The sequence below is a fragment of the Nonomuraea sp. NPDC003201 genome, from assembly GCF_053590415.1.
Map to the genome: position 1 here is coordinate 18,799 of NZ_JBSFTC010000079.1, position 20,040 is coordinate 38,838.

At 69.7% G+C, this 20,040-nt stretch carries 18 protein-coding genes and 1 pseudogene; 8 read left to right on the forward strand and 11 right to left on the reverse strand.

The window, feature by feature from the left end; genetic code table 11:
- Window positions 1-25: 25 nt before the first annotated feature.
- Window positions 26-1,906 carry a 1-deoxy-D-xylulose-5-phosphate synthase gene (gene dxs / locus ACWDX9_RS26185; RefSeq protein WP_350723235.1) on the reverse strand — a complete coding sequence of 627 codons (1,881 nt, stop codon included), beginning with the start codon at window positions 1,904-1,906 and terminating at the stop codon, window positions 26-28.
- Between the two features lie 132 nt (window positions 1,907-2,038).
- On the opposite strand from dxs, the gene ACWDX9_RS26190 reads away from it, so the two are divergent.
- From ACWDX9_RS26190 to ACWDX9_RS26200, 3 genes are all read left to right on the forward strand, one after another.
- Window positions 2,039-2,929 (forward strand): neutral zinc metallopeptidase, encoded by an 891-nt coding sequence (locus ACWDX9_RS26190; RefSeq protein WP_449958220.1) that lies wholly within the window; start codon window positions 2,039-2,041, stop codon window positions 2,927-2,929.
- Window positions 2,930-3,008: 79 nt separating this feature from the next.
- Entirely contained in the window at window positions 3,009-3,785 is a 777-nt protein-coding gene (locus ACWDX9_RS26195) for a neutral zinc metallopeptidase (RefSeq protein ID WP_449958223.1), read from the forward strand.
- 136 nt (window positions 3,786-3,921) lie between these two features.
- On the forward strand, window positions 3,922-4,563 hold the full coding sequence (locus ACWDX9_RS26200) for a neutral zinc metallopeptidase (protein ID WP_449958226.1): 642 nt from the start codon (window positions 3,922-3,924) through the stop codon (window positions 4,561-4,563).
- Window positions 4,564-4,570: 7 nt separating this feature from the next.
- On the opposite strand, the gene ACWDX9_RS26205 is transcribed toward ACWDX9_RS26200, so the two are convergent.
- The 6 genes from ACWDX9_RS26205 to ACWDX9_RS26230 all read right to left on the reverse strand — a co-directional run bounded on the left by ACWDX9_RS26205 (window position 4,571) and on the right by ACWDX9_RS26230 (window position 10,327).
- Window positions 4,571-5,776: an ROK family transcriptional regulator gene (locus tag ACWDX9_RS26205; RefSeq protein ID WP_449958229.1), complete on the reverse strand. Its 1,206-nt coding sequence runs from the start codon at window positions 5,774-5,776 to the stop codon at window positions 4,571-4,573.
- Between the two features lie 35 nt (window positions 5,777-5,811).
- Window positions 5,812-7,074: a sugar ABC transporter permease gene (locus ACWDX9_RS26210; protein WP_449958233.1), complete on the reverse strand. Its 1,263-nt coding sequence runs from the start codon at window positions 7,072-7,074 to the stop codon at window positions 5,812-5,814.
- Window positions 7,071-7,835 carry an ATP-binding cassette domain-containing protein gene (locus ACWDX9_RS26215; RefSeq protein WP_364831089.1) on the reverse strand — a complete coding sequence of 255 codons (765 nt, stop codon included), beginning with the start codon at window positions 7,833-7,835 and terminating at the stop codon, window positions 7,071-7,073. The genes ACWDX9_RS26210 and ACWDX9_RS26215 overlap by 4 nt, the downstream gene beginning before the upstream one ends.
- A gap of 51 nt (window positions 7,836-7,886) precedes the next feature.
- The gene (locus tag ACWDX9_RS26220) at window positions 7,887-9,008 is read right to left on the reverse strand and encodes a sugar ABC transporter substrate-binding protein (RefSeq protein WP_449958236.1); all 1,122 of its coding nucleotides are present in this window, start codon (window positions 9,006-9,008) and stop codon (window positions 7,887-7,889) included.
- A gap of 306 nt (window positions 9,009-9,314) precedes the next feature.
- Window positions 9,315-9,521, reverse strand: coding sequence for a 4-oxalocrotonate tautomerase family protein (locus ACWDX9_RS26225; protein WP_449958239.1), 207 nt, complete (start codon window positions 9,519-9,521; stop codon window positions 9,315-9,317).
- Window positions 9,522-9,592: 71 nt separating this feature from the next.
- Complete coding sequence (locus ACWDX9_RS26230) at window positions 9,593-10,327, reverse strand: SDR family oxidoreductase (RefSeq protein WP_449958243.1); 735 nt, start codon at window positions 10,325-10,327, stop codon at window positions 9,593-9,595.
- A 102-nt stretch (window positions 10,328-10,429) separates the two neighbouring features.
- Between ACWDX9_RS26230 and ACWDX9_RS26235 the strand changes: the two genes are divergently transcribed.
- Complete coding sequence (locus ACWDX9_RS26235; protein ID WP_449958246.1) at window positions 10,430-11,134, forward strand: TetR/AcrR family transcriptional regulator; 705 nt, start codon at window positions 10,430-10,432, stop codon at window positions 11,132-11,134.
- Window positions 11,135-11,598: 464 nt separating this feature from the next.
- Here ACWDX9_RS26235 and ACWDX9_RS26240 read toward each other — a convergent pair whose 3' ends face one another.
- Window positions 11,599-12,333 (reverse strand): TSUP family transporter, encoded by a 735-nt coding sequence (locus ACWDX9_RS26240; RefSeq protein WP_449958249.1) that lies wholly within the window; start codon window positions 12,331-12,333, stop codon window positions 11,599-11,601.
- Between the two features lie 49 nt (window positions 12,334-12,382).
- Between ACWDX9_RS26240 and ACWDX9_RS26245 the strand changes: the two genes are divergently transcribed.
- Window positions 12,383-13,192, forward strand: coding sequence for a neutral zinc metallopeptidase (locus ACWDX9_RS26245; RefSeq protein ID WP_449958252.1), 810 nt, complete (start codon window positions 12,383-12,385; stop codon window positions 13,190-13,192).
- Here ACWDX9_RS26245 and ACWDX9_RS26250 read toward each other — a convergent pair.
- Window positions 13,129-13,809, reverse strand: coding sequence for a TetR/AcrR family transcriptional regulator C-terminal domain-containing protein (locus tag ACWDX9_RS26250; protein WP_449958255.1), 681 nt, complete (start codon window positions 13,807-13,809; stop codon window positions 13,129-13,131). The genes ACWDX9_RS26245 and ACWDX9_RS26250 overlap by 64 nt on opposite strands.
- Window positions 13,810-13,879: 70 nt before the next feature.
- Here ACWDX9_RS26250 and ACWDX9_RS26255 point away from each other — a divergent pair, with 70 nt between their 5' ends.
- Window positions 13,880-14,797 (forward strand): ATP-binding cassette domain-containing protein, encoded by a 918-nt coding sequence (locus ACWDX9_RS26255; RefSeq protein WP_449958258.1) that lies wholly within the window; start codon window positions 13,880-13,882, stop codon window positions 14,795-14,797.
- 15 nt (window positions 14,798-14,812) lie between these two features.
- Window positions 14,813-15,613 (forward strand): ABC transporter permease, encoded by an 801-nt coding sequence (locus ACWDX9_RS26260; protein WP_449958260.1) that lies wholly within the window; start codon window positions 14,813-14,815, stop codon window positions 15,611-15,613.
- Window positions 15,614-15,777: 164 nt separating this feature from the next.
- Here ACWDX9_RS26260 and acnA read toward each other — a convergent pair whose 3' ends face one another.
- Window positions 15,778-18,507 (reverse strand): aconitate hydratase AcnA, encoded by a 2,730-nt coding sequence (acnA, locus tag ACWDX9_RS26265; RefSeq protein WP_364239610.1) that lies wholly within the window; start codon window positions 18,505-18,507, stop codon window positions 15,778-15,780.
- A gap of 147 nt (window positions 18,508-18,654) precedes the next feature.
- On the reverse strand, window positions 18,655-19,383 hold the full coding sequence (locus ACWDX9_RS26270; RefSeq protein ID WP_449958263.1) for a metal-dependent hydrolase: 729 nt from the start codon (window positions 19,381-19,383) through the stop codon (window positions 18,655-18,657).
- A gap of 420 nt (window positions 19,384-19,803) precedes the next feature.
- Here ACWDX9_RS26270 and ACWDX9_RS26275 point away from each other — a divergent pair.
- Window positions 19,804-20,040, forward strand: a pseudogene (locus ACWDX9_RS26275) (PadR family transcriptional regulator); the annotation flags it as partial.

The window sequence follows — 20,040 nt, forward strand, 5'->3', positions numbered from 1 at the left end:
ATCACCGCCGTGGTGCGCCGGGTGCTCAGTGGCGGGCGGGCACCTCGTGGGAGGTCCGCTTCGCGACCGCCTCGGTGATCTGCCGGGCGAGGTCCTGCGCGGTCAGGCCGATCCTGGCGAGGATCGCGGCCCGCTTGGCGTGGTCGAGGAACTCCTGCGGGATGCCGTACGTGCGCACCGGCACGTCGACGTCGGCGTCGCGCAGCAGGCGGGCCACGGCGTCGCCCACGGCGCCCACGCGGCCGTTGTCCTCGACGACGGCCACCAGCTTGTGGGCGCTCGCGGCCAGCACGAGCGCCTCGTCGAGCGGCTTGACCCAGCGGGGGTCGACCACGGTGGCCCCGATCCCCTGGGCGTCGAGCAGGACCGCGGCGTCCATGCAGAGCTGCGCCATCGGGCCCACGCCGACCAGCAGCACGTCGGGGTCGCCCTTGGGGGCGCGCAGCAGGTCCATCTCGCCCAGCTTGCCCACCGGCTCGACCGGCTCGGCGACCGGGCCCTTGGGGAAGCGCAGCACGGTCGGGCCGTCGGTGACCTCGACGGCCTCGCGCAGCAGCTCGGTCAGCCGGTCGCCGTCGCGCGGCACCGCGACCCGCAGCCCGGGGACGACCTGGAGGATCGACAGGTCCCACATGCCGTTGTGGCTGGCGCCGTCGTCGCCCGTGACGCCCGCTCGGTCGAGCACCACCGTGACGGGCAGCCGGTGCAGCGCGACGTCCATGAGGAGCTGGTCGAAGGCCCGGTTGAGGAACGTGGCGTAGACGGCCACGACCGGGTGCATGCCGCCGAGGGCGAGGCCGGCGGCGCTGGTCAGCGCGTGCTGCTCGGCGATGCCGACGTCGTAGATGCGCTCGGGGTAGGCGTCGGCGAAGGCGTTGAGGCCCGTCGGGTGGAGCATGGCCGCGGTGATCGCGACGAGGTCCTCGCGCTCCTTGCCGAGCCGGACGAGCTCCTCGCTGAAGACGTTGGTCCAGATGCGCGGCTTGGGCTTCTCCGCGCCGGTGGCCCGGTCGAAGGCGCCGGGCGAGTGGAACTGGTCCTCGTCGTGATTCTCCGCGGGCGTGTAGCCGCGGCCCTTCTGGGTGAGGGCGTGGACGATGACGGGGCCGCGGAAGTCGCGGGCCTTGCGCAGCGCCGCCTCCATGGCCTGCTCGTCGTGGCCGTCGATGGGGCCGACGTATTTGAGCCCGAGGTCCTCGAACATCACCTGCGGGGCCAGGACGTCCTTGACGCCCTTCTTGAAGCCGTGCAGGGCGTCGTAGAGCACGGGAACGTTCCCCAACTTGTCCTTGACGTAGTCGAGGAAGTCCTCATACCTGCGGTTGACCCGCAGGTTGGACAGGTGGGAGGCCAGGCCGCCGATCGTGGGCGAGTAGGAGCGGCCGTTGTCGTTGACCACGATCACGAGCCGGAGGTCCTTGCCGGCGGCGATGTTGTTGAGCGCCTCCCAGGCCATGCCGCCGGTCAGCGCGCCGTCGCCGATCACCGCCACGACCGTGCGGTCCTGCTCGCCGCGCAGCTTGAACGCCTTGGCCAGGCCGTCGGCGTAGGACAGCGCGGTCGAGGCGTGGGAGTTTTCCACGAAGTCGTGCTCCGACTCGGCCTGGCTCGGATAGCCCGACAGACCGCCCTCCTGCTTGAGCGCCTCGAAGCCGGAGGCCCGTCCGGTGAGGACCTTATGCACGTACGACTGGTGGCCGGTGTCCCAGACGACGGGGTCGTTCGGGGAGTCGAAGACCCGGTGGATGGCGATGGTGAGCTCGACCACTCCCAGGTTGGGGCCCAGATGGCCGCCGAACCTGGCGCACGAGTCGACCAGCAGGTCGCGAATCTCCCCCGCAAGCCGCGGCAGCTCCTCGACAGTGAGCCGTTTGACGTCATGCGGTCCCTCTATCGAGCCCAGCAACCCGCTCACGGATCCGACTCCCCTCTGCTCTTGTGCGCCGTTGACCCGAGTCTAGTTCGCTCCCGCCTCACTGACTCCATCGAGTCAAATCCACCCACATATGTCTGATCTTGGGATAGTTTTTCGGAGCATATGAACTCTGCCCCCAAAAGCAAACTCGCGGCGCTGGCGGTCGCCATGGTGGCGCTTGCCCTGGCAGCGGCCGGTTTGGTGCTCGTGCTGGCCGGCGTGGCCACCCCCTCGTCGGAGTCGCTGAACGGGGCGGCCCGGCAGCTCTCCTCCCCGCCGGCCAAGGGCTCCAGCGAGTCGAAGAAGGGGCCCTCGATCGGCCAGGCACTGGCGACGGCGAACCCGCTGTACCGGACCGGGCGCCTGGCCGACGTCAACTGCGCGCCCGGCGACCTGCCGGCCGGGAGCATGACCGCGTACCGGCGCTTCCTGACCCGCGTGACCAACTGCCTCAACAAGGCGTGGGCCGCCCAGTTCCGCAAGGCCGGGCTGCCCTTCGCCAAGCCGCGGCTGCGCATCATCACCACCAAGGTCAGGACCCCCTGCGGCACCTGGAACACCGGCGCCGACGGCGTCTACTGCTCCACGGACCGCACGATGTACCTGATGATCAGCAGGGACCAGCTGCGCAACCCGTTCCCGCTGGGCATCACCCGCCTGATCGCCCACGAGTACGGGCACCACGTCCAGCAGATCTCCGGCATCTGGAACTACTACTGGACCGCCAGGAATGTCGCGGGCAAGGCGAAGCGGCTGCAACTCTCGCGCAATTCGGAGCTGCAGGCGGAGTGCTTCTCGTCGGTGTTCATGAGCACGATGAAGGGAACGGAACTGGTCACCGACGCCGACTGGGCGTACACGGTCGACTGGTTCAGGAAGAACGGCGCCAAGGGCTGGCCCCAGAACGACCACGGCAAGGGCCCGACGCAGGCGGCCTGGATGACGCGGGGCTTCAACCGCGGCGGTCCGGGCGCGTGCAACACCTGGTCCGCCACGGCCCGCAACACGCTTTAATCTTCCTTTACCTGGAACTCCCTATTCAATAGGGTGCCTTCTCATGCGTATCACCCGATTGGCGCTTATGGCAGGCACCATGGCGAGCCTGCTCTTCGCCGGAACGGCCCACGCGGCCACCGCTGCGCCGGCATACAAGCCTGTACTGGCGAAAAGCCCGATCTACAAGACGGGCAAGCTCGGCTTCGACTCGTGCCCGGAGCCGAAGGTGCAGTCCGGCAGCCTGGAGGAGGTCAAGGGCTATCTGGACGTCGTGCTCGACTGCCTCAACGCCGCCTGGGAGCCGAAGGTCAAGAAGGCCGGCTTCACATTCACCAAGCCCACCATGCAGGTGATCACCAAGCCCGGCGCACAGACCGGGTGCGGCAAGTTCCCCGAGGGCGGCGTGCAGGCGCTCTACTGCTCGACCAACAAGAAGATCACCTATTTCGCCAGCTCCAACCTGGTCGAGGAGCAGAACGACCTGATGCTGATGCTGGTCCTGGCCCATGAGTACGGCCACCACATCCAGCAGACGACGGGCATGTTCAAGGCCCTGACGCCGTACAACCGCAAGAACGAGGCCCGAGTGCTCGACGAGAGCCGGCGGCTCGAACTGCAGGCGGAGTGCCTGTCCGGCGTGTTCACCGGCAGCGTCTGGCACTCGCTGGGCCGCCAGGAGTCCGAGTTCACCTACTGGGTCAGGAACGGCGGCACCGGCCTCGACCTGTCCGCCCTCGGCGTGAAGGTCGACAACTGGGGCGAGAAGACGCACGGCAACGCCAAGAACACCGGCGCCTGGCTCAAGCGCGGCTTCGACACCGAGTCGGCCGGCGGCTGCAACACCTGGAAGGCTCCGAAGTCCCAAGTGTCGTAAAACTCCTCTAAGATCCGCGATCGTGCGCATATCCCTCTTAGCGGGCATGGTCGCGGGTTTACTGCTGTTCTCCGGGCAGTTTTCTGGGCCGGCCCGGGCGGCGTCGCGTATCGCGCAGGCCGGCCTTCTGGGAGAGATGGGCGGGGACGTGGTCGCGCAGACCTGCGAGGTCCCGGAGATCCGTCCGGGCAGCGTCGCCTCGCTCAGGACGTTCTACCGGGCGATGGCCGGATGCGCCGACCGCTTCTGGGCCGGGCGGTTCGCGCAGGCCCGGCTGCCGTACGCGCCGCCCGAGGTCACGATCACGACGGGGAGCGACTCCGTCTGCGGGGAGATCACCAGCAACGGCGCGCAGTACTGCCCCGAGCAGCGCACGATCGCCATCCGCATCATGAAGCACGACCTGCGCGACCCCTTCAGGATGAACATCGCGCACTCCGTCGCCCACGAGTGGGGACACCACGTGCAGCAGCTCATCGGGGTGCTGGACGCGCAGAACGCGCTGTCCTGGCAGGCCTCCGGCAGCGCGCGGACCCTGCTGAGCCACCGGCTGGAGATGCAGGCCGAGTGCTTCGCCGGCGTCCTGTACAGCGCCACGCTGAAGTCGATCAGGCCGGGGATCGCGTGGGACGACTGGATCGACGCGGTGCGCAGGGCCGACGAGAGCGAGATCCACGGCAAGCCCCGCAACCTCGCCTTCTGGCAGGAGCGCGGCTACCGCGGCGGGGCCACGGGCTTCTGCAACACCTGGACGGCCGCCACGTCGAAGGTCGGCTGACGGGGGTCTAGGCGGTGGCGCGGGCGAGGACCTCCAGGGGGTCGGCGAGGACGTTGGCGAAGGCCAGCTCGGCCGCGCCCACCAGCGGGGCGGCGTCCCCGAGCGACGCCGTGCGCAGCCGCAGCCGCTCCCGCTGCGGCGCCATCGCGTGCAGCGCGAGCTGGGAACGCACCCGCGCGGCGGACCCCAGGTAGATCTCCCGGAGGATGCCCCCGAAGATGACCATCTCGGGGTTGAAGATGTTGACCAGGTTCGCAATGCCGAGGCCGAGCCAGTCGCCGACCTTCTTGAGCGCGTCCTGCGCCTCGATGTCGCCCCTGTCGGCGGCCTCCACCACGGCGCGCACCGCGTCGCGCCCGTGCTGCCCGGGGCCGATGCGGCCCGCGGCCTCCAGCAGCGCCCGCTCCCCCACCTCCGCCTCCAGGCACCCGTGGGACCCGCAGCCGCAGGCGCGCCCGCCGGGGTTGACGACCATGTGGCCGACCTCGCCGCCGTAGCCGTCGTGACCGCCGAGCAGATGGCCGCCCGCGATGATGCCGCCGCCGATGCCCACGTCGCCGTGCAGGTAGATGAGGTCCCTGACGGCGGCGCCGACGCCGCGGCTGTGCTCGGCGAGGGCGGCCAGGTTGGCGTCGTTGCCCACGCTGACCGGCAGCCCGAGGCCGAGCCGGCGGCCCAGCTCCTCGCCGAACGGGATCTCCTCGGCCAGCAGGTTGGGCGAGAACCGCACCACGCCGTCGGCCTTGCGCACGCCGCCGGACACGGCCGCCGCCGCGCCCACGCAGACGGTGTCGTCCCTGGTCTTGCGCCGCATCTGCCGGGCGAAGCCGGACAGCACCCCGGTCAGCTCGTCCAGCATGAACTTGCCGCGTTCGCGGGTCGTCTCACGGCGGTCGAGGATCACCCCGCCCAGCCCCACGCGGGCCACCGCCAGCCGGTCGGGGCCCACGTCGAACGCGAAAACGTAGACCCGGGCCGACTCCGGCCGCACCACGAGCGAGGGCCGTCCCGCTCGGCCCGTCTCGCGGGGCAGCTCCTCGCGCACCAGCCCGGCCGCGGTGAGATCCGAGGTCAGCGCCATGATCGTGCTGCGGTTGAGCCCCATCCTCGAGGTCAGCTCGGCGCGCGAGATCGGCCCGCCCAGATGGACATGACGAAGCAGCGCGCCGAGATTGTGGCGCCTGATGTCCTCTTGGGAAGGGCCGGCACGCATCGTCTGGTATTCCTTCGGGGGCTGAGAGTCGCTGATCACCTTAGACCAGCGGCCGACGCCCGTTTGCGGGCCAGGGCGTCGACGCCCGCGGCGAGCAGCAGGACGGACCCCGTGACCAGGTACTTCACACTGGCCCCATACCCCATCAGACCCATGCCGTTCTCGATGACCGCGACCACGGCGCCGCCGAGCACGGCGTCCAGCACCCTGCCCTTGCCGCCGAACAGGCTCGTGCCGCCGATGACCGCCGCGCCGACCGCGTACAGCAGGACGGAGCTGCCGCCCGTGTTCGGGTCGACCGAGCTGGCCCTGGACGCGGCCACGATCCCGCCGATCGCGGCCATCGAGGAGCAGATCACGAACGCGCTGATCCTGATCCGGTCGACCGGGATGCCGGCCCGGCGCGCGGCCTCGGTGTTGCCGCCGACCGCGTAGATGTGACGTCCGAACGCGGTACGGCGCAGCACCATCGTCCACGCGACCAGCAGCACCAGGATGATCGGCACCACGATCGGCACGCCGGTGAGCGAGACGAGCGCCGGGTTGCGGCTGCGCTCCAGGTTGAGCACGTAGACCGCGAGCCCGGCCAGCACCGCCAGCGCGCCCACGCGGGCGGCGATCAGCGACATCGGGTCGGCCACCAGCCCGCGCTTGGTGCGCTTCCTGGCCCGCAGGAGCTGGACGGCGGCGTAGACCACCACGCTGGCCGCGTAGAGCACCCAGCCCAGCCAGGGCGCCAGGTTCTTGTTGGCGATGGCGACGATCACGCTGTCGCGGATGGAGATGTTCGTACCCTCCTGGACCAGCACCAGGACCAGGCCCTGGAAGGCGAGGAAGGCGGCCAGCGTGACCACGAACGACGGGATCCCGACCTTGGCGACGAGCGTGCCGAGCACCGTGCCGATGATCACGCCGGTGACGATGGCGGCCAGCGCGCACACGTACCAGGGCAGGCCCAGGCTGGTGAGCGTGACGGCCAGCACCGCCGCGCACACGCCGCTGGCGAAGCCGGCGGACAGGTCGATCTCGCCGAGCAGGAGCACGAACACCAGGCCCATCGCGATCAGCGTGATCGCGGCGCCCTGGGTGAAGAGGTTGGCGAAGTTGATCGAGGTGACGAAGGCGGGGCGGGCGACGGCGAAGACCGTGCAGAGCACGACCAGCCCCAGCACGGCGGGCAGCGCGCCCATGTCGCCGCCGCGCACCCGCTCGACGTAGGCGAGGAAGCTGTTGCCGATCGACGGCGACTGCGTCGCCGCGGCGATGGCCTCGCCGGGGAGTTCTTTGACCTTGCTCATGGGGTGACCCCGTTCTTGAGGCCGAGTTCCCCGCTGCGGCCTGAGGTGATCAGTTCGACGACCTGGGCGTGCGTCACGTCGGCGGTCTTGACCTGGGCGGCCATCCTTCCGAGGTAGAGCGCCGCGATCCGGTCGGAGACGGCGAAGACGTCGTTCATGTTGTGCGAGATGAGCACGACGGCCAGGCCGGTGTCGGCCAGCCTGCGCACCAGCTCCAGCACCTGCGCGGTCTGGGCCACGCCCAGCGCCGCGGTCGGCTCGTCGAGGATGACGACCTTGCTGTTCCACAGCACGGCCTTGGCGATGGCCACGGTCTGCCGCTGCCCGCCGGACAGGCTGGAGACCTGCTGCCGGATGGACTTCACCGTGCGTACGGACAGGCCGCTGAGGGTCTTCTCGGCCAGTTCCTCCATGCTGTCCTCGTCGAGCAGGAGCCCGTTCTTGCGCTCCCTGCCGAGGAACATGTTCTGGACGATGTCGAGGTTGTCGCACAGGGCCAGGTCCTGGTACACGATCTCGATCCCGAGCTCGCCCGCGTCGCGGGGGCTGTGGACGTGCACCTGCCTGCCGTCGAACAGGATCTCACCTGCGTCGATCGGATAGATGCCGCCGATGCACTTGACCAGCGTCGACTTGCCCGCGCCGTTGTCTCCGACCAGGGCCGTCACCTCGCCGGCGTACGCCTCGAACTCGACCTTGTGCAGCACCTTCACCGGGCCGAAGCTCTTGTCGATCCCGCGCACTTCAAGGAGGGGGGTCATGGGGCTCCCTAAGAGGGGGCACGACCGGTCCGGCCGCGCCCCCTTTTGGTCTTATTGAATGCCTGCCTCGGTGCACTTCTTGGCGAAGTCACCCGTGCACAGTTCCTCCTTGGTCACGTAACCGTCGGCCACCACGTCCTTGACGTTGTCGAGGTAGATGGCCTGCGGCTCGAGCAGCTCGGAGGGGACGTCCTGACCGCTCTCGGGGTCCTTGACGCTGCCGCTCGCCGTGGGCTTCTCGCCCTTGGCCAGCGCCACCGCGAGCTTGGCCGCCGCGTCGGCCTCCTTCTTGACGGCCTTGTAGACGGTCATGCACTGGTCGCCCGCGAGGATGTTCTGCAGGCCCTGGACGGTGGCGTCCTGGCCGGTGACCGGCACCTTGCCGTTGAGGTTCTGCTTCTTCAGCACGGTGATGGCGGCGTTGCCGAGGCCGTCGTTGGCGGCCAGCACGCCGGCGATCTTCGGCTGCTGGGTGAGCATCTGCTCGAAGATCGTGCCGGCCTGGGTGTTGTCCCAGTCGGGCACGGCCTGGTCGGGGCCCTTGACGTACTCGCCGGAGTCGAACTTGGGCTTGAGCACCCCGTCGTACCCCTGCTTGAACAGGGTGGCGTTGTTGTCCGTCGGCGAGCCGTTCAGGTAGGCCACGATGGGCTTACCGGCCTTCTTGTCGGTCAGGCACTTGCTCAGGCCCTCGCCCTGCAGGGTGCCGACCTTGGTGTTGTCGAAGCTGACGTAGTAGGCGGCGCCGCCGCCGAGCGTCAGCCGGTCGTAGTCGATCGTGGCCACGCCCTGGGACTTGGCCTTGTCGATGACCGCCTTGCCGCTGCCGCTGTCCAGGTTCACGATCATCAGGACGGTGGCGCCGTTGGTGATCATCTGGTCGGCGATGGTCTGGAACGCCGTCTTGTCGTTCTGTGCGTTCTGGATGTCGTACTGGACACCGGCGGCCTTGAACGCCTCTTCGAGGTATTTGCGGTCCGCCGTCTCCCACCGGGCCGAGGACTTGCTGTCCGGCAGGATGACGCCGATCTTCCCGGCCTTCGCCGCTGAGGCCGTGGCCGACGCGGTCGACGAGGTCGACGCCGTGTTCTGACCGCTGTTGCCCCCGCAGGCGGTGAGACCGAGGGCGAGCGTGGCTGCCGCGGCGGTCAGGCTGAGGATCCCCTTGCGCATGGTGCAGGGTCCTTTCTTCCGGAGGCGCCCGGATGAATGTTGTTTGCGGCAACGTATTCCGGGATGGCCTGCTTTGGAAGACCCTGTGGGCCGGGAGTTTGTTGTTTCGGGTAACAATCCAGAAACGCCACCGGAATCTTCGGGGGCTCCGGTCCTGTGACTGAGCGCTTCAGTCGGCCGGTTCGCGCCGTTCTGCCCATCGGCGGGCGTTGCAGGATCGGCGGCCATCGAAGGGGCGGTCCCGCCGGACCTCGGGACTGGGCCGGGGCCGGGCCGGGTGGGGCGTCCGGCCCGGCCCCGGACGGGTCAGTTTCGGCCGAGCATTTCGGCGGTGAGGACATTGCCGCCCAGGCCCCAGCCGCCGTCCGGAACCTCCTCCAGGAGGACCAGGGTGGTGGCGCGGGCTCGTTCTCCGTAGACGTCGGCGTAGGCGTCGGTGACGGCGTCGATGAGCTTCTTCCTGGACTCGGGGGTCAGGGTGCCGGCGGGCACCTTGAGGTTGGCGAACGGCATGTCGGTTTCCTTTCGTATCGGGGATTCAGAGGGTTGGTAGAACTCGGCGCGGAGGCGGTCGGCGGCGATCGTCAGATGATCCCGCCGTTCGCGCGCACGACCTGCCCGTTGACCCAGTGCCCCGCCGGGCTCGTCAGGAAGGCGACGACCTCGGCGATGTCCTCGGGGGTGCCGAGCCGCTCCAGCGGCGGCTGCTTGGCGAGTCGCTCGATGGTGGCCGCGTCCTTGCCGTCGAGGAACAGTTCGGTGGCGGTCGGGCCGGGCGCGACCGCGTTGACCGTGACGTCCCGGCCTCGCAGCTCGCGGGCGAGCACGAGCGTCATCGCCTCGACGGCCCCCTTGCCGGCGGCGTACGCCCCGTAGTTCGGGAACTGCAGAGCGACCACGGAGGTGGAAAGGGTGACGATCGCGCCACCGGCGCGCACGCGACGCGCGGCCTCCCGCGCCATGACGAAGGCGCCGCGAATGTTGGTGCGGTGCAGGGCGTCCAGGTCGTCCAGGTCGAGGTCGGCGATCGGGGACAGCGACAGCCGCCCCGCCGAGTTGACGACCACGTCGACCCCGCCGAAGGTCTTCTCCACCGTGTCGAACATCGCCGCGACGGCGTCCTCGTCCGCCACGTCGGCCTGGACCGGGATCGCCCGGCCGCCGGACGCCGTGATCGTCTCGGCCACCTGCGCCGCGGCGGAGGCCGACCCTTGGAACCCCACCGCGACCTGGCAGCCCCGCGCCGCCAACGCCATCGCGATCGCCTTGCCTATCCCGCGAGAGCCGCCGGCGACGACGGCAACCTGCTGATCACTCACGGAAGCTCCTTATCTTCGATACGGTTTTTTCATATCGATGCTACGGAGCGACCATAGCACAGATCCGTATCACCGCTATCGAATGGCAGTAGCATTGATTCCATGGCAGCGACAGACCCGCTTCGCACGGCGATGATCGAAGCCGCGGTGCGGCAACTGGCGACGTCCGCGAACCACGAGATCGCCACGCGCGCGGTCTGCGAGGCGGTCGGCGTGAGCCAGCCCGTGCTCTACCGGCTGTTCGGTGACAAGCACGGGCTGCTCGACGCCGTCGCCGACCACGGGTACGAGCGGTACGCCGCGATCAAGGCCGCTCAGGAGCAGACGCACGACCCGGTCGCCGACCTGCACGCCGGCTGGGACGGTCACATGGCGTTCGCGAAGGAGAACCCGGCCCTCTACCAGCTCATGTTCGCTCCACGGCCGTGGTCCCACTCAACGGCGCGAGATCGCGTGATGGACCTGCTGGTGGCGGCGCTCACCCGGTGCGCGGCGGCGGGCGCGTTGACGGTCGCGCCGCGGACCGCCGCTCAGCTCATCCTGGCGGCGAACGTCGGGACCGCCCTCGACCACATCTCCAGACCGGCCCTGTTCGATGACCCCGCGCTGTCCCACCGCATGCGAGACGCCGTGTTTTCGTACGTACTCACCGAAACGACCGCTCGCAACGACGCCGACCCCGTGCACGCCGCCGCACTACGCCTTCACGCGCAACTCGATCTCGTCGGGACCGAGGCCCTCGAACCGGCCGAGACCGCCCTGCTGCGGCGATGGCTCGAACGCATCACGCAACCCCATGACCCATGAGTTCCGCCGGTGCGTCCCGTCGCTCAGATCGATTCGGGCGCAGGCTCGTCGGCCGGGAGCGGCAGTGCCACGATGCGGCGGGCCTCCGATTCGGCCATGCCGAACATCCGCAGGACGTTGGGCACGGTCTGGTCGGCGACGTCACAGCCGGGTTGGCAGGCTTCGTACCGACGTCGAGGTCGAGTGGCTCACGCTCGACCGGCGCCGGAGGCCGAAGCCTGCCACCTCGCCCAGCTCGCCGGCGACGCCGCCCCGGAGGACCCGGCCGTCCACACCGCCCGCGCCGAGGTCTACGCGCTCCGCGCCGCCCAGGAGCGCAGCACCATGCCGATCGGCATCTTCAGCTGGGCCGAGGCCGAATCGCGGGACGTCCTGACCGGCCCCCATGCCGTCACCCAGCTCGCGAGGAGGCCGGCGAGCCGAATCCGTGACGTCCGCCGTCCACCACTCACAGCGTCACGGTCTCAGGCGAGCTGCGCGATCACGTTCTGTACGAGCAGCGCCAAGGCGGAGGCGGCGGCCACCACGAGCACGGCCACCCGTACCTTGCCGCCGTCGAGATACCGCCGCAGCGGCCCCGACACCAGGAAGCCGAGCACCATCGGCACGATCAGGATCGCCCCGGTCGTCAGCGCCCGGGCCGGGAGCTCGTCCACGACCGCGAGGATGACCAGCGACTGGGCGGCGCTCAGGAAGAAGAACATCGCCAGCGTCGCCCTGATCTGCGGCCCCTTGGCATGCTGGTACACCAGCGCCATGGGCGGCCCGCCGATGCCGGTCGCCGTCCCGGTGATCCCGGAGACGAACCCGGCGGAGGCGAGCGTCACCCCGTTGCGCGGCACGCTCAGCGCCCTGGCCGTCAGGGCCACCGCGACGAGCACCATGACGGCGACGAAGACGCCTCTGGCGTATGCGGAAACGTAGACAACGATGACTGCGCCGATGACGCTCCCGGGCAGCCTCCCCAGCACCGCGAACCCGAGCCCGCGCCAGTCCACCGTCCGCCATTCGGCGGCCAGCGTGAACAGCGGGAGCGTCACGTTGACGACCTGGATGGCGCCGGGCATGAGGTCGGGATTGAGCATGGTGAGCACGGGAGCGGCGACCAGCCCGAGACCGAAACCCACACCACCTTGGACAATCGCCCCGACAAAGACCGCCAAACTACCAACAATCAGCACCAACGCCACATCAGTCATGGGCGAGAGTCAATCACCTTCACTCTCTGTCGCCGTTCCCCCTACAGGAGTGACCGAGCTCGAGACGCTCCCGCCGATCGTTAAGCTGCCCTCCGTGCAGTCCCTCCCGTTCAAGCGCGCCCTCGCCCTCGTCGCGGTCCTCGCGGCCGTCTGCGTGCCCGCTCAGATCGCCCACGCCGCCCCCGTCACCAGCCCGTTCGCCAAGAAGGCCGGGAAGCTGCGCGACACCGCCTGCCCCGAGACGGCGATCACGTACGGGGGGATTCCGCAGGCCCGGCAGTACCTCGCAGCAGTCGTGAAATGTCTGGACACGTCGTGGGGTGCTTACTTCGGGCGGGCCGGATGGGCGTTCGGCAAGCCCGTCGTGCGGTACTACGAGGAGCCCGAGAGCACCGTGTGCGGGGTGCCGTGGCCCGAGCAGGCGGCGGCCTTCTACTGCATGGAGCGCGGCACCCTGGTGTTCCCCCTCACCGGCCGGTGGATCGAGGACAGGACCGATCTCTATCCGTTCAAGGTGGCCGCCCATGAGTACGGGCACCACCTGCAGAGCCGGCTCGGCGTCTGGCGGCAGTACAAGGCGAAGATCCCGGCCGACCGCCAGGGCGAGCTGAAGCGGCGCTTCGAGCTGCAGGCCGACTGCCTGTCCGGGGTGTTCCTCGGCAGCGTGTGGGGGTCGCTGCGGCGCGGCAAGGACGACTGGGCGGCGCTGCTCGACGCCACCCGGGCCAGCGGCGACGAGGACGGCTACCGCAGCCACGGCAAGGGCGCCACCCGCGTCTACTGGCTCCAGCGCGGCTACCGCGCCGTCTCCCCCTCCGCCTGCGACACCTGGTCCGCGCCCGCCGCCAAGGTGTCCTGAGCCTTCAGGCGCAGCCCCATCCCGTCGAGGATCAGCTGCAGCCCGCCCTCGAACGACCGGTCGCCCTGCGGGTCGCCCAGCTCCGCCAGGCCCGCCATCAGCCGCGGATAGGTCTTCTGGAACTCCTCCATGTCCGGCATGCCGCGCTCCTCGTCCGTACGCGTCCGGTCGGCCTGCTCCTCCAGCACGAAGCCGGCCACGTACCCGCTCACCGTGAACAGCCCCCGCGCCGCGTCCCCGGCCCCGAACCCCGCCGCCTCCAGCCCCGCCAGCGCCCGCTCCACCACGGCGAACAGCTCCGACGACGGCCGCGTGCCCGCCACCAGCTTGGCCCCGTCGCGATAGGAGTTGAGCATCGCGCGGTCGGCGTGCGCGTAGCCGGCGACCCACTCCCGCCACTTGCCCGGCTCCGTCAACGTGGGGCGGGACGTGTGCGCGGACATCATCGCCGCCGCCATCGCGTCCAGCAGTTCCTGCTTGTTCTTGAAGTGCCAGTAGAGGGCCGGGGCCTGCACGCCCAGCTCGCCCGCGAGCCGGCGCAGCGTCAGCCCGTCGAGCCCGACCTCGTCCAGGAGCCGTAGCGCGGTCGCGACGATGGTGCTTTTTTCGAGTGCCACGGTTGACAGCTTAACAACGTTCAATGCATCCTTAACGCTGTTAGATTTAACACTGTTAAGGGGGGTCTCCATGATCCACGCGGAAGGATTGCGGAAGCGGTACGCGGCCACCGAAGCGCTCAAGGGCATCGACCTGGACGTCCCGGCCGGCACCGTCTGCGGCCTGCTGGGTCCGAACGGGGCGGGCAAGACCACCGCCGTACGCATCCTCGCCACGCTCCTGCGCCCCGACGCGGGCCATGCCGAGGTCGCCGGGCTGGACGTCGTGCGCGACGCGGCCGCGCTGCGCTTCCGCATCGGCCTGGCCGGGCAGCACGCGGCCGTCGACGAGCTGCTGACCGGGCGGCGCAACCTGGAGCTGTTCGGCCGGCTCTACCACCTGAGCAGGGCCGAGGCGCGACGCAGGGCGGTCGCGCTGCTGGAGCGGTTCGAGCTGGCCGAGGCGGGACAGCGGCCGGTCAAGGAGTATTCGGGGGGCATGCGGCGCCGGCTCGACCTGGCGGCGAGCCTGATCGTGTCGCCGCCGGTGCTGTTCATGGACGAGCCGACCACCGGGCTCGACCCGCGCAGCCGGATGCAGCTCTGGGAGCTGCTGCTCGACCTGGTGAAGGAGGGCACGACGCTGCTGCTGACCACCCAGTACCTGGACGAGGCCGACCGGCTCGCGAACCAGATCGTGGTGCTGAGGGAGGGCGTGGTGGCCGCGGCGGGCTCACCGGCCGAGCTGAAGTGGCAGATCGGCGGCGACCGGGTCCAGGTCGTCTTCCGGGAGCCGGGGGACGTGGACGCGGGGCTGCGGCTGCTGCGCGGCGCCGGATCCCCGGAGATCGAGAGCGCCGAGGGGCGGCAGGTGACCGTTCCCGCGGCCGACGGCGCGCAGTCGCTCGTCCGCATCGCCGGCGCGCTGGACGCGGCCGGCATCCCCGTGGAGGACCTGGCGCTGCGGCGGCCGACCCTCGACGAGGTCTTCCTCCACCTGACGGCCTGAGAAGGAGCCGGAGAGATGTACGAGACGCTGCGCTGGACCCTGAACGACTCCCTCACCATCGCGGGCCGCACCTATTCGCGGCTGAAGGCCCAGCCGGGCGAGATCGCGGGATTCCTGGTGTTCCCCGTGATCATGACCGTGCTGTTCGGCTACGTCTTCGGCAGCGCGATCACCCTGCCGGGCGGCGGCGACTACCGCGACTACCTCATGCCCGGCATCTTCATGCAGGTCATGGCCATGACGGCCACCTCTGCCGCCACCACCGTGGCCGAGGACATGGCCCGCGGGATCACCGACAGGTTCCGCGCCCAGCCCATCGCCCGCGGCGCCGTGCTGGTCGGGCGGAGCGTGGCCGCCCTGTCGCTGCACCTGCTGTCGCTGTCCGCCATGGTGCTGACCGGAGTGCTGCTGGCCGGGTGGCGGGCGCACGGGAGCCTGGGGGCGACGGCGGGGGCGTTCGGGCTGCTGGCGCTGTTCGGGTTCGCGATGATCTGGTTGGGCACGTACATCGGCCTGTGGGTCAAGAGCGGCGGGCAGGCGGACGCGGCCACCTTCGGCTGGCTGATGCCGATGACGTTCCTGGCCAACACGTTCGTCCCCACCGAGGGGCTGCCGGCCTGGCTCAAGCCCCTCACCGACTGGAACCCCATGAGCGCCGTCGCGGCCGCCACCCGCGGCCTGTTCGGCAACCCCACCTCGGTCTCCTCGGCCTGGCCGCTCCAGCACCCGGTGGCCGCGAGCCTGATCTGGTCGCTGGCGATCCTCGCGGTGTTCCTGCCGCTGTCCGTCCACCGCTACCGGACGATGTCCCGATGACGAAGAGCCGCCCGGCGGGGGTTGTCCCGCCGGGCGGCTCTTCTTTGTGTCGGGTGGTTCCCCCGATACGGGCGCGTGAGGATCACGCCCCACCCCCGGCTTCAACGAGCGGCCAAGGGATCCCGGCCCCCGCGCGGCTCATGACCGCGCGCGAGCCCGGGAAGTCACTTCGCGAGCAACGAGCGAAGAACGTACTGCATGATCCCGCCGTGCCGGTAGTAGTCGGCCTCACCCGGCGTGTCGATGCGCACCACCGCGTCGAACTCCACCTCGCCGGCCCTGACGTGCACGGTGCTCGGGATGCCGCCGGAGTTGAGCTCCTCGACACCCGTGATGTCGAAGGTCTCCTCGCCGGTCAGCCCGAGCGACTCCGCCGTGGCGCCCTCGGGGAACTGCAGCGGGAGCACGCCCATGCCGATCAGGTTGGAGCGGTGGATGCGCTCGTACGACTCGGCGATGACCGCGCGCACGCCCAGCAGCGCCGTGCCCTTGGCCGCCCAGTCGCGCGAGGAGCCGGAGCCGTACTCCTTGCCCGCCAGCACCACCAGCGGCGTCTCGGCGGCGGCGTAGTTGACCGAGGCGTCGTAGATGAACGACACCGGCCCGTCGGGCTGGGTGAAGTCGCGGGTGTAGCCGCCCTCGGTGCCCGGCGCGATCTGGTTGCGCAGGCGGATGTTGGCGAACGTGCCCCGGATCATCACCTCGTGGTTGCCGCGCCGCGAGCCGTAGGAGTTGAAGTCCTTCACCTCGACCCCGTTGGCCTGCAGGTATTGCGCGGCCGGGGTGCCGGTCTTGATGGAGCCGGCCGGCGAGATGTGGTCGGTGGTGACCGAGTCGCCGACCTTGACCAGCACGCGGGCGCCGGCGATGTCGGTGACGGGCTCCGGCTTGGACGGCATGCCGTCGAAGTAGGGGGCCTTGCGCACGTAGGTCGAGGACGGGTCCCACTCGAACGTGTCGCCGGTCGGGATCGGCAGCGAGCGCCAGTGGTCGTCGCCCTTGAACACGTCGGCGTAGTCGCGCTCGAACATGTCACGGCCGATGGAGGAGTTGACCACCGCGGAGATCTCCTCCGGCGACGGCCAGATGTCCCTCAGGTAGACGGGCTTGCCGTCGTTGCCCAGGCCCAGCGGCTCGGTGTCGAGATCGACGTCCATGGTCCCGGCCAGCGCGTACGCCACCACGAGCGGCGGCGAGGCCAGGTAGTTCATCTTGACGTCGGGGTTGATGCGGCCCTCGAAGTTGCGGTTGCCCGACAGCACGGCCGTGACCGCGAGGTCGTTGGCCTGCACGGCCTCGGAGATCTCCGGCGGCAGCGGGCCCGAGTTGCCGATGCAGGTGGTGCAGCCGTAGCCGACGAGGTTGAAGCCGATCTTGTCGAGGTACGGCTGGAGCCCCGAGCGCTCGAAGTAGCCGGTCACGACCTGCGAGCCCGGGGCCAGCGAGGTCTTGACCCACGGCTTGCGGGTCAGACCCTTCTCGACGGCGTTGCGGGCCAGCAGCGCCGCGCCGAGCATGACGTACGGGTTGGAGGTGTTGGTGCACGAGGTGATCGCGGCGATCGAGACGATGCCGTGGTCGATCTCGAACGAGGTGCCGTCGGCCAGCGTGACCGCCACCGGCTTGTGCGGCCGGCCGCCGTTGGCGCGGGCGTTGGAGGCGGGCGCGTCGGAGGCCGGGAAGGTCTCCTGGCCCGCCTCGTCGACGCCGTCCTCGACGTAGTTCTGGACGTCGTGGCGCCAGGTGGCCTTGGCGGCCGACAGCGCGATGCGGTCCTGCGGGCGCTTGGGACCGGCGATGGACGGCACGACGGTGCCGAGGTCGAGCTCGATGTACTCGGAGAAGACCGGCTCGGGCGCGGACGGGTCGAGCCAGAGGCCCTGGGTCTTGGCGTACGCCTCGACGAGCGCGATCTGCTCCTCGGAGCGGCCGGTCAGGCGCAGGTAGTCGACGGTCTGGCCGTCGATCGGGAAGATCGCGCAGGTGGAGCCGAACTCGGGGCTCATGTTGCCGATCGTGGCCCGGTCGGCCAGCGGCACGGACGAGACGCCCTCGCCGTAGAACTCCACGAACTTGCCGACGACGCCGTGCTTGCGCAGGATCTCGGTGATCGTGAGCACCAGGTCGGTGGCGGTGGCCCCGGCGGGCAGCTTGCCGTTGAGCTTGAAGCCGACCACGCGCGGGATGAGCATGGAGATCGGCTGGCCGAGCATCGCGGCCTCGGCCTCGATGCCGCCGACGCCCCAGCCCAGGACGCCGATGCCGTTCTCCATGGTGGTGTGGGAGTCGGTGCCGACGCAGGTGTCGGGGTAGGCCTTCCCGTCGCGGATCATCACCACGCGGGCCAGGTGCTCGATGTTGACCTGGTGGACGATGCCGGTGCCGGGCGGGACCACCTTGAACTCGTCGAAGGCCGTCTGGCCCCAGCGCAGGAACTGGTAGCGCTCGCGGTTGCGCTCGTACTCGCGCTCGACGTTGCGCTGGAAGGCGTCGGGGTGGCCGAAGAAGTCGACGATGACCGAGTGGTCGATGACCATCTCGGCCGGCGCGAGCGGGTTGATGCGGGCCGCGTCGCCGCCGAGGTCGCGCACGGCCTCGCGCATGGTGGCCAGGTCGACCACGCAGGGGACGCCGGTGAAGTCCTGCATGATGACGCGCGCGGGCGTGAACTGGATCTCCACGCTCGGCGCCGCCTTCGGGTCCCAGCCACCCAGCGCCCGGATGTGGTCGGCGGTGATGTTCGCGCCGTCCTCGGTGCGGAGGAGGTTTTCCAGAAGGATCTTCAGACTGTACGGGAGGCGTGCGGCGCCCTCGACGGCGTCCAGCCGGAAAATCTCGTACGACGCGTCGCCGACGCGTAGCGTGTCACGGCTGCCGAAGCTGTTCGCGGACACGGTGATTCGCCTCCTCCATCAGACATTTTCCTCAGACCAAATCCTGCCGCACTCTTCGCACGACCAGCACGTTAGGTGACCCTAACTGGCGAACTCCGCGGCGGATGTCTCGACGTCAAGATATCCCTAGGTTATCTCGACATCAAGTTAAGCGGGTGCCAGCCGCCAGAACAGCAGGCCGACGATGGCCACCGACAGGATCGGCGCGAGGATCTTCTGCTCGAACGTCTTGCCGGTCTTGATGCCGATCTTCCACGGCAGCACGAACTTGGCCCCCAGCGGCCACAGCACCGGACAGCCCCGTTCGGTCATGCAGTCGCCGACGACATGGATGAGGCACCCGATCGCCACCGCGAGCCCCAGCCAGGCGTAGCCCACGCCGAGCGAGAGGAAGACGGCGTAAAGCCCGGCGGTCAGCCCGATGTTGACCATCGCGGAACCCGCCTTGTTGCCGGGGATCCCGACGCCGATCGCCCGCAGGGCCAGGCCGATGAGCAGCACGACCATGATGTCGCGCCCGATGGGATAGGTGTTGGCCAGCCAGTGGGCCCCGAATCCGAGCGCCACCGCGAACACCAGCGAGTGGGTCGCCCCGCGGTGGCCGCCGCTGATCCAGCTCACGGCCTTGCTGAGCGCCCATGTGACCGGCCCGAACGTCTGGGCGATCGTCGCGCTCGGGTGGTCGAGGTCGGGCAGCATCGCGGCGCCCGCGCAGATGAGGGCACCGGCGATCAGCTCCGCCGGGCTGAGCGCGGTGGCCATGATTCCCGTCTCGACGAAACGGGACGACTCGTTCAGCAACGGAAGTGCGGCGAGGGGCGGCGCCAGCCCCAGCCAGGCGATGGCCCCGGTCATCGCGTGCGTGTGCCCCATCATGATCCGGACTGTACGGCAAAGAAGTCCTTTACGCGCCGAGACCCGCCCGGCGGGGCCTTCACGATGACCTGGGGCCGATCCGCGACGCGTTACTTGGCGAAAATATGGGGATACGCGGTCACGCACGGTCTTCGCGACCGGCCGCCCCGCTCCCCCGCGCACCCGAGCGGGAAGGAGTGGGTGCGCGGTCCGAAAAGTCCCCGTAAACGCAGACGAGGCCGTCTCCGCGGCGACAGCACCCCCCAGCCCTGCCGACGCGGAACGACCTCGTCTGCTCTAGATAACGAGCCTTTCCTCAATCCTGTTCCCGGATTCCGCAACTTTTTCGTGATCTGGCTCACTCCCGCACCGGCCTTGCGAACGACACACTATCGATATATCGTTGACGCATCGAGAACAGATCACGATATAGGGGGAGAAATGGATTCCGCACAGGCAGCAGGCCGGCACTGGCCCGGCGCTCACGACTACCGGCAGGCGGCCCGTGAGGCCAAGCAGGCCGCCCGCGAGGCGTTCAGGGCCGTTTCCGAGGCCTTCGACGACATGGGTGGCCGCCGCCACCACCACGAGCACCGCCAGCGCGGCAGGCGCGGCGGTCCCGGACCGTTCCCGTTCGACTGGGGGCGCGGCCCCTGGGGCGGCCCCGGCGGGCCGTGG

What these genes read in the sequence shown, in the direction of transcription:
- ACWDX9_RS26190 (WP_449958220.1), top strand. Translation starts at nt 2,039, where the DNA reads ATGAACTCTGCCCCCAAAAGCAAACTCGCGGCGCTGGCGGTCGCCATG.
- ACWDX9_RS26195 (WP_449958223.1), top strand. Translation starts at nt 3,009, where the DNA reads ATGGCGAGCCTGCTCTTCGCCGGAACGGCCCACGCGGCCACCGCTGCG.
- ACWDX9_RS26200 (WP_449958226.1), top strand. Translation starts at nt 3,922, where the DNA reads ATGGGCGGGGACGTGGTCGCGCAGACCTGCGAGGTCCCGGAGATCCGT.
- ACWDX9_RS26205 (WP_449958229.1), bottom strand. Translation starts at nt 5,776, where the DNA reads ATGCGTGCCGGCCCTTCCCAAGAGGACATCAGGCGCCACAATCTCGGC.
- ACWDX9_RS26210 (WP_449958233.1), bottom strand. Translation starts at nt 7,074, where the DNA reads ATGAGCAAGGTCAAAGAACTCCCCGGCGAGGCCATCGCCGCGGCGACG.
- ACWDX9_RS26215 (WP_364831089.1), bottom strand. Translation starts at nt 7,835, where the DNA reads ATGACCCCCCTCCTTGAAGTGCGCGGGATCGACAAGAGCTTCGGCCCG.
- ACWDX9_RS26220 (WP_449958236.1), bottom strand. Translation starts at nt 9,008, where the DNA reads ATGCGCAAGGGGATCCTCAGCCTGACCGCCGCGGCAGCCACGCTCGCC.
- ACWDX9_RS26225 (WP_449958239.1), bottom strand. Translation starts at nt 9,521, where the DNA reads ATGCCGTTCGCCAACCTCAAGGTGCCCGCCGGCACCCTGACCCCCGAG.
- ACWDX9_RS26235 (WP_449958246.1), top strand. Translation starts at nt 10,430, where the DNA reads ATGGCAGCGACAGACCCGCTTCGCACGGCGATGATCGAAGCCGCGGTG.
- ACWDX9_RS26240 (WP_449958249.1), bottom strand. Translation starts at nt 12,333, where the DNA reads ATGACTGATGTGGCGTTGGTGCTGATTGTTGGTAGTTTGGCGGTCTTT.
- ACWDX9_RS26255 (WP_449958258.1), top strand. Translation starts at nt 13,880, where the DNA reads ATGATCCACGCGGAAGGATTGCGGAAGCGGTACGCGGCCACCGAAGCG.
- ACWDX9_RS26260 (WP_449958260.1), top strand. Translation starts at nt 14,813, where the DNA reads ATGTACGAGACGCTGCGCTGGACCCTGAACGACTCCCTCACCATCGCG.
- ACWDX9_RS26270 (WP_449958263.1), bottom strand. Translation starts at nt 19,383, where the DNA reads ATGATGGGGCACACGCACGCGATGACCGGGGCCATCGCCTGGCTGGGG.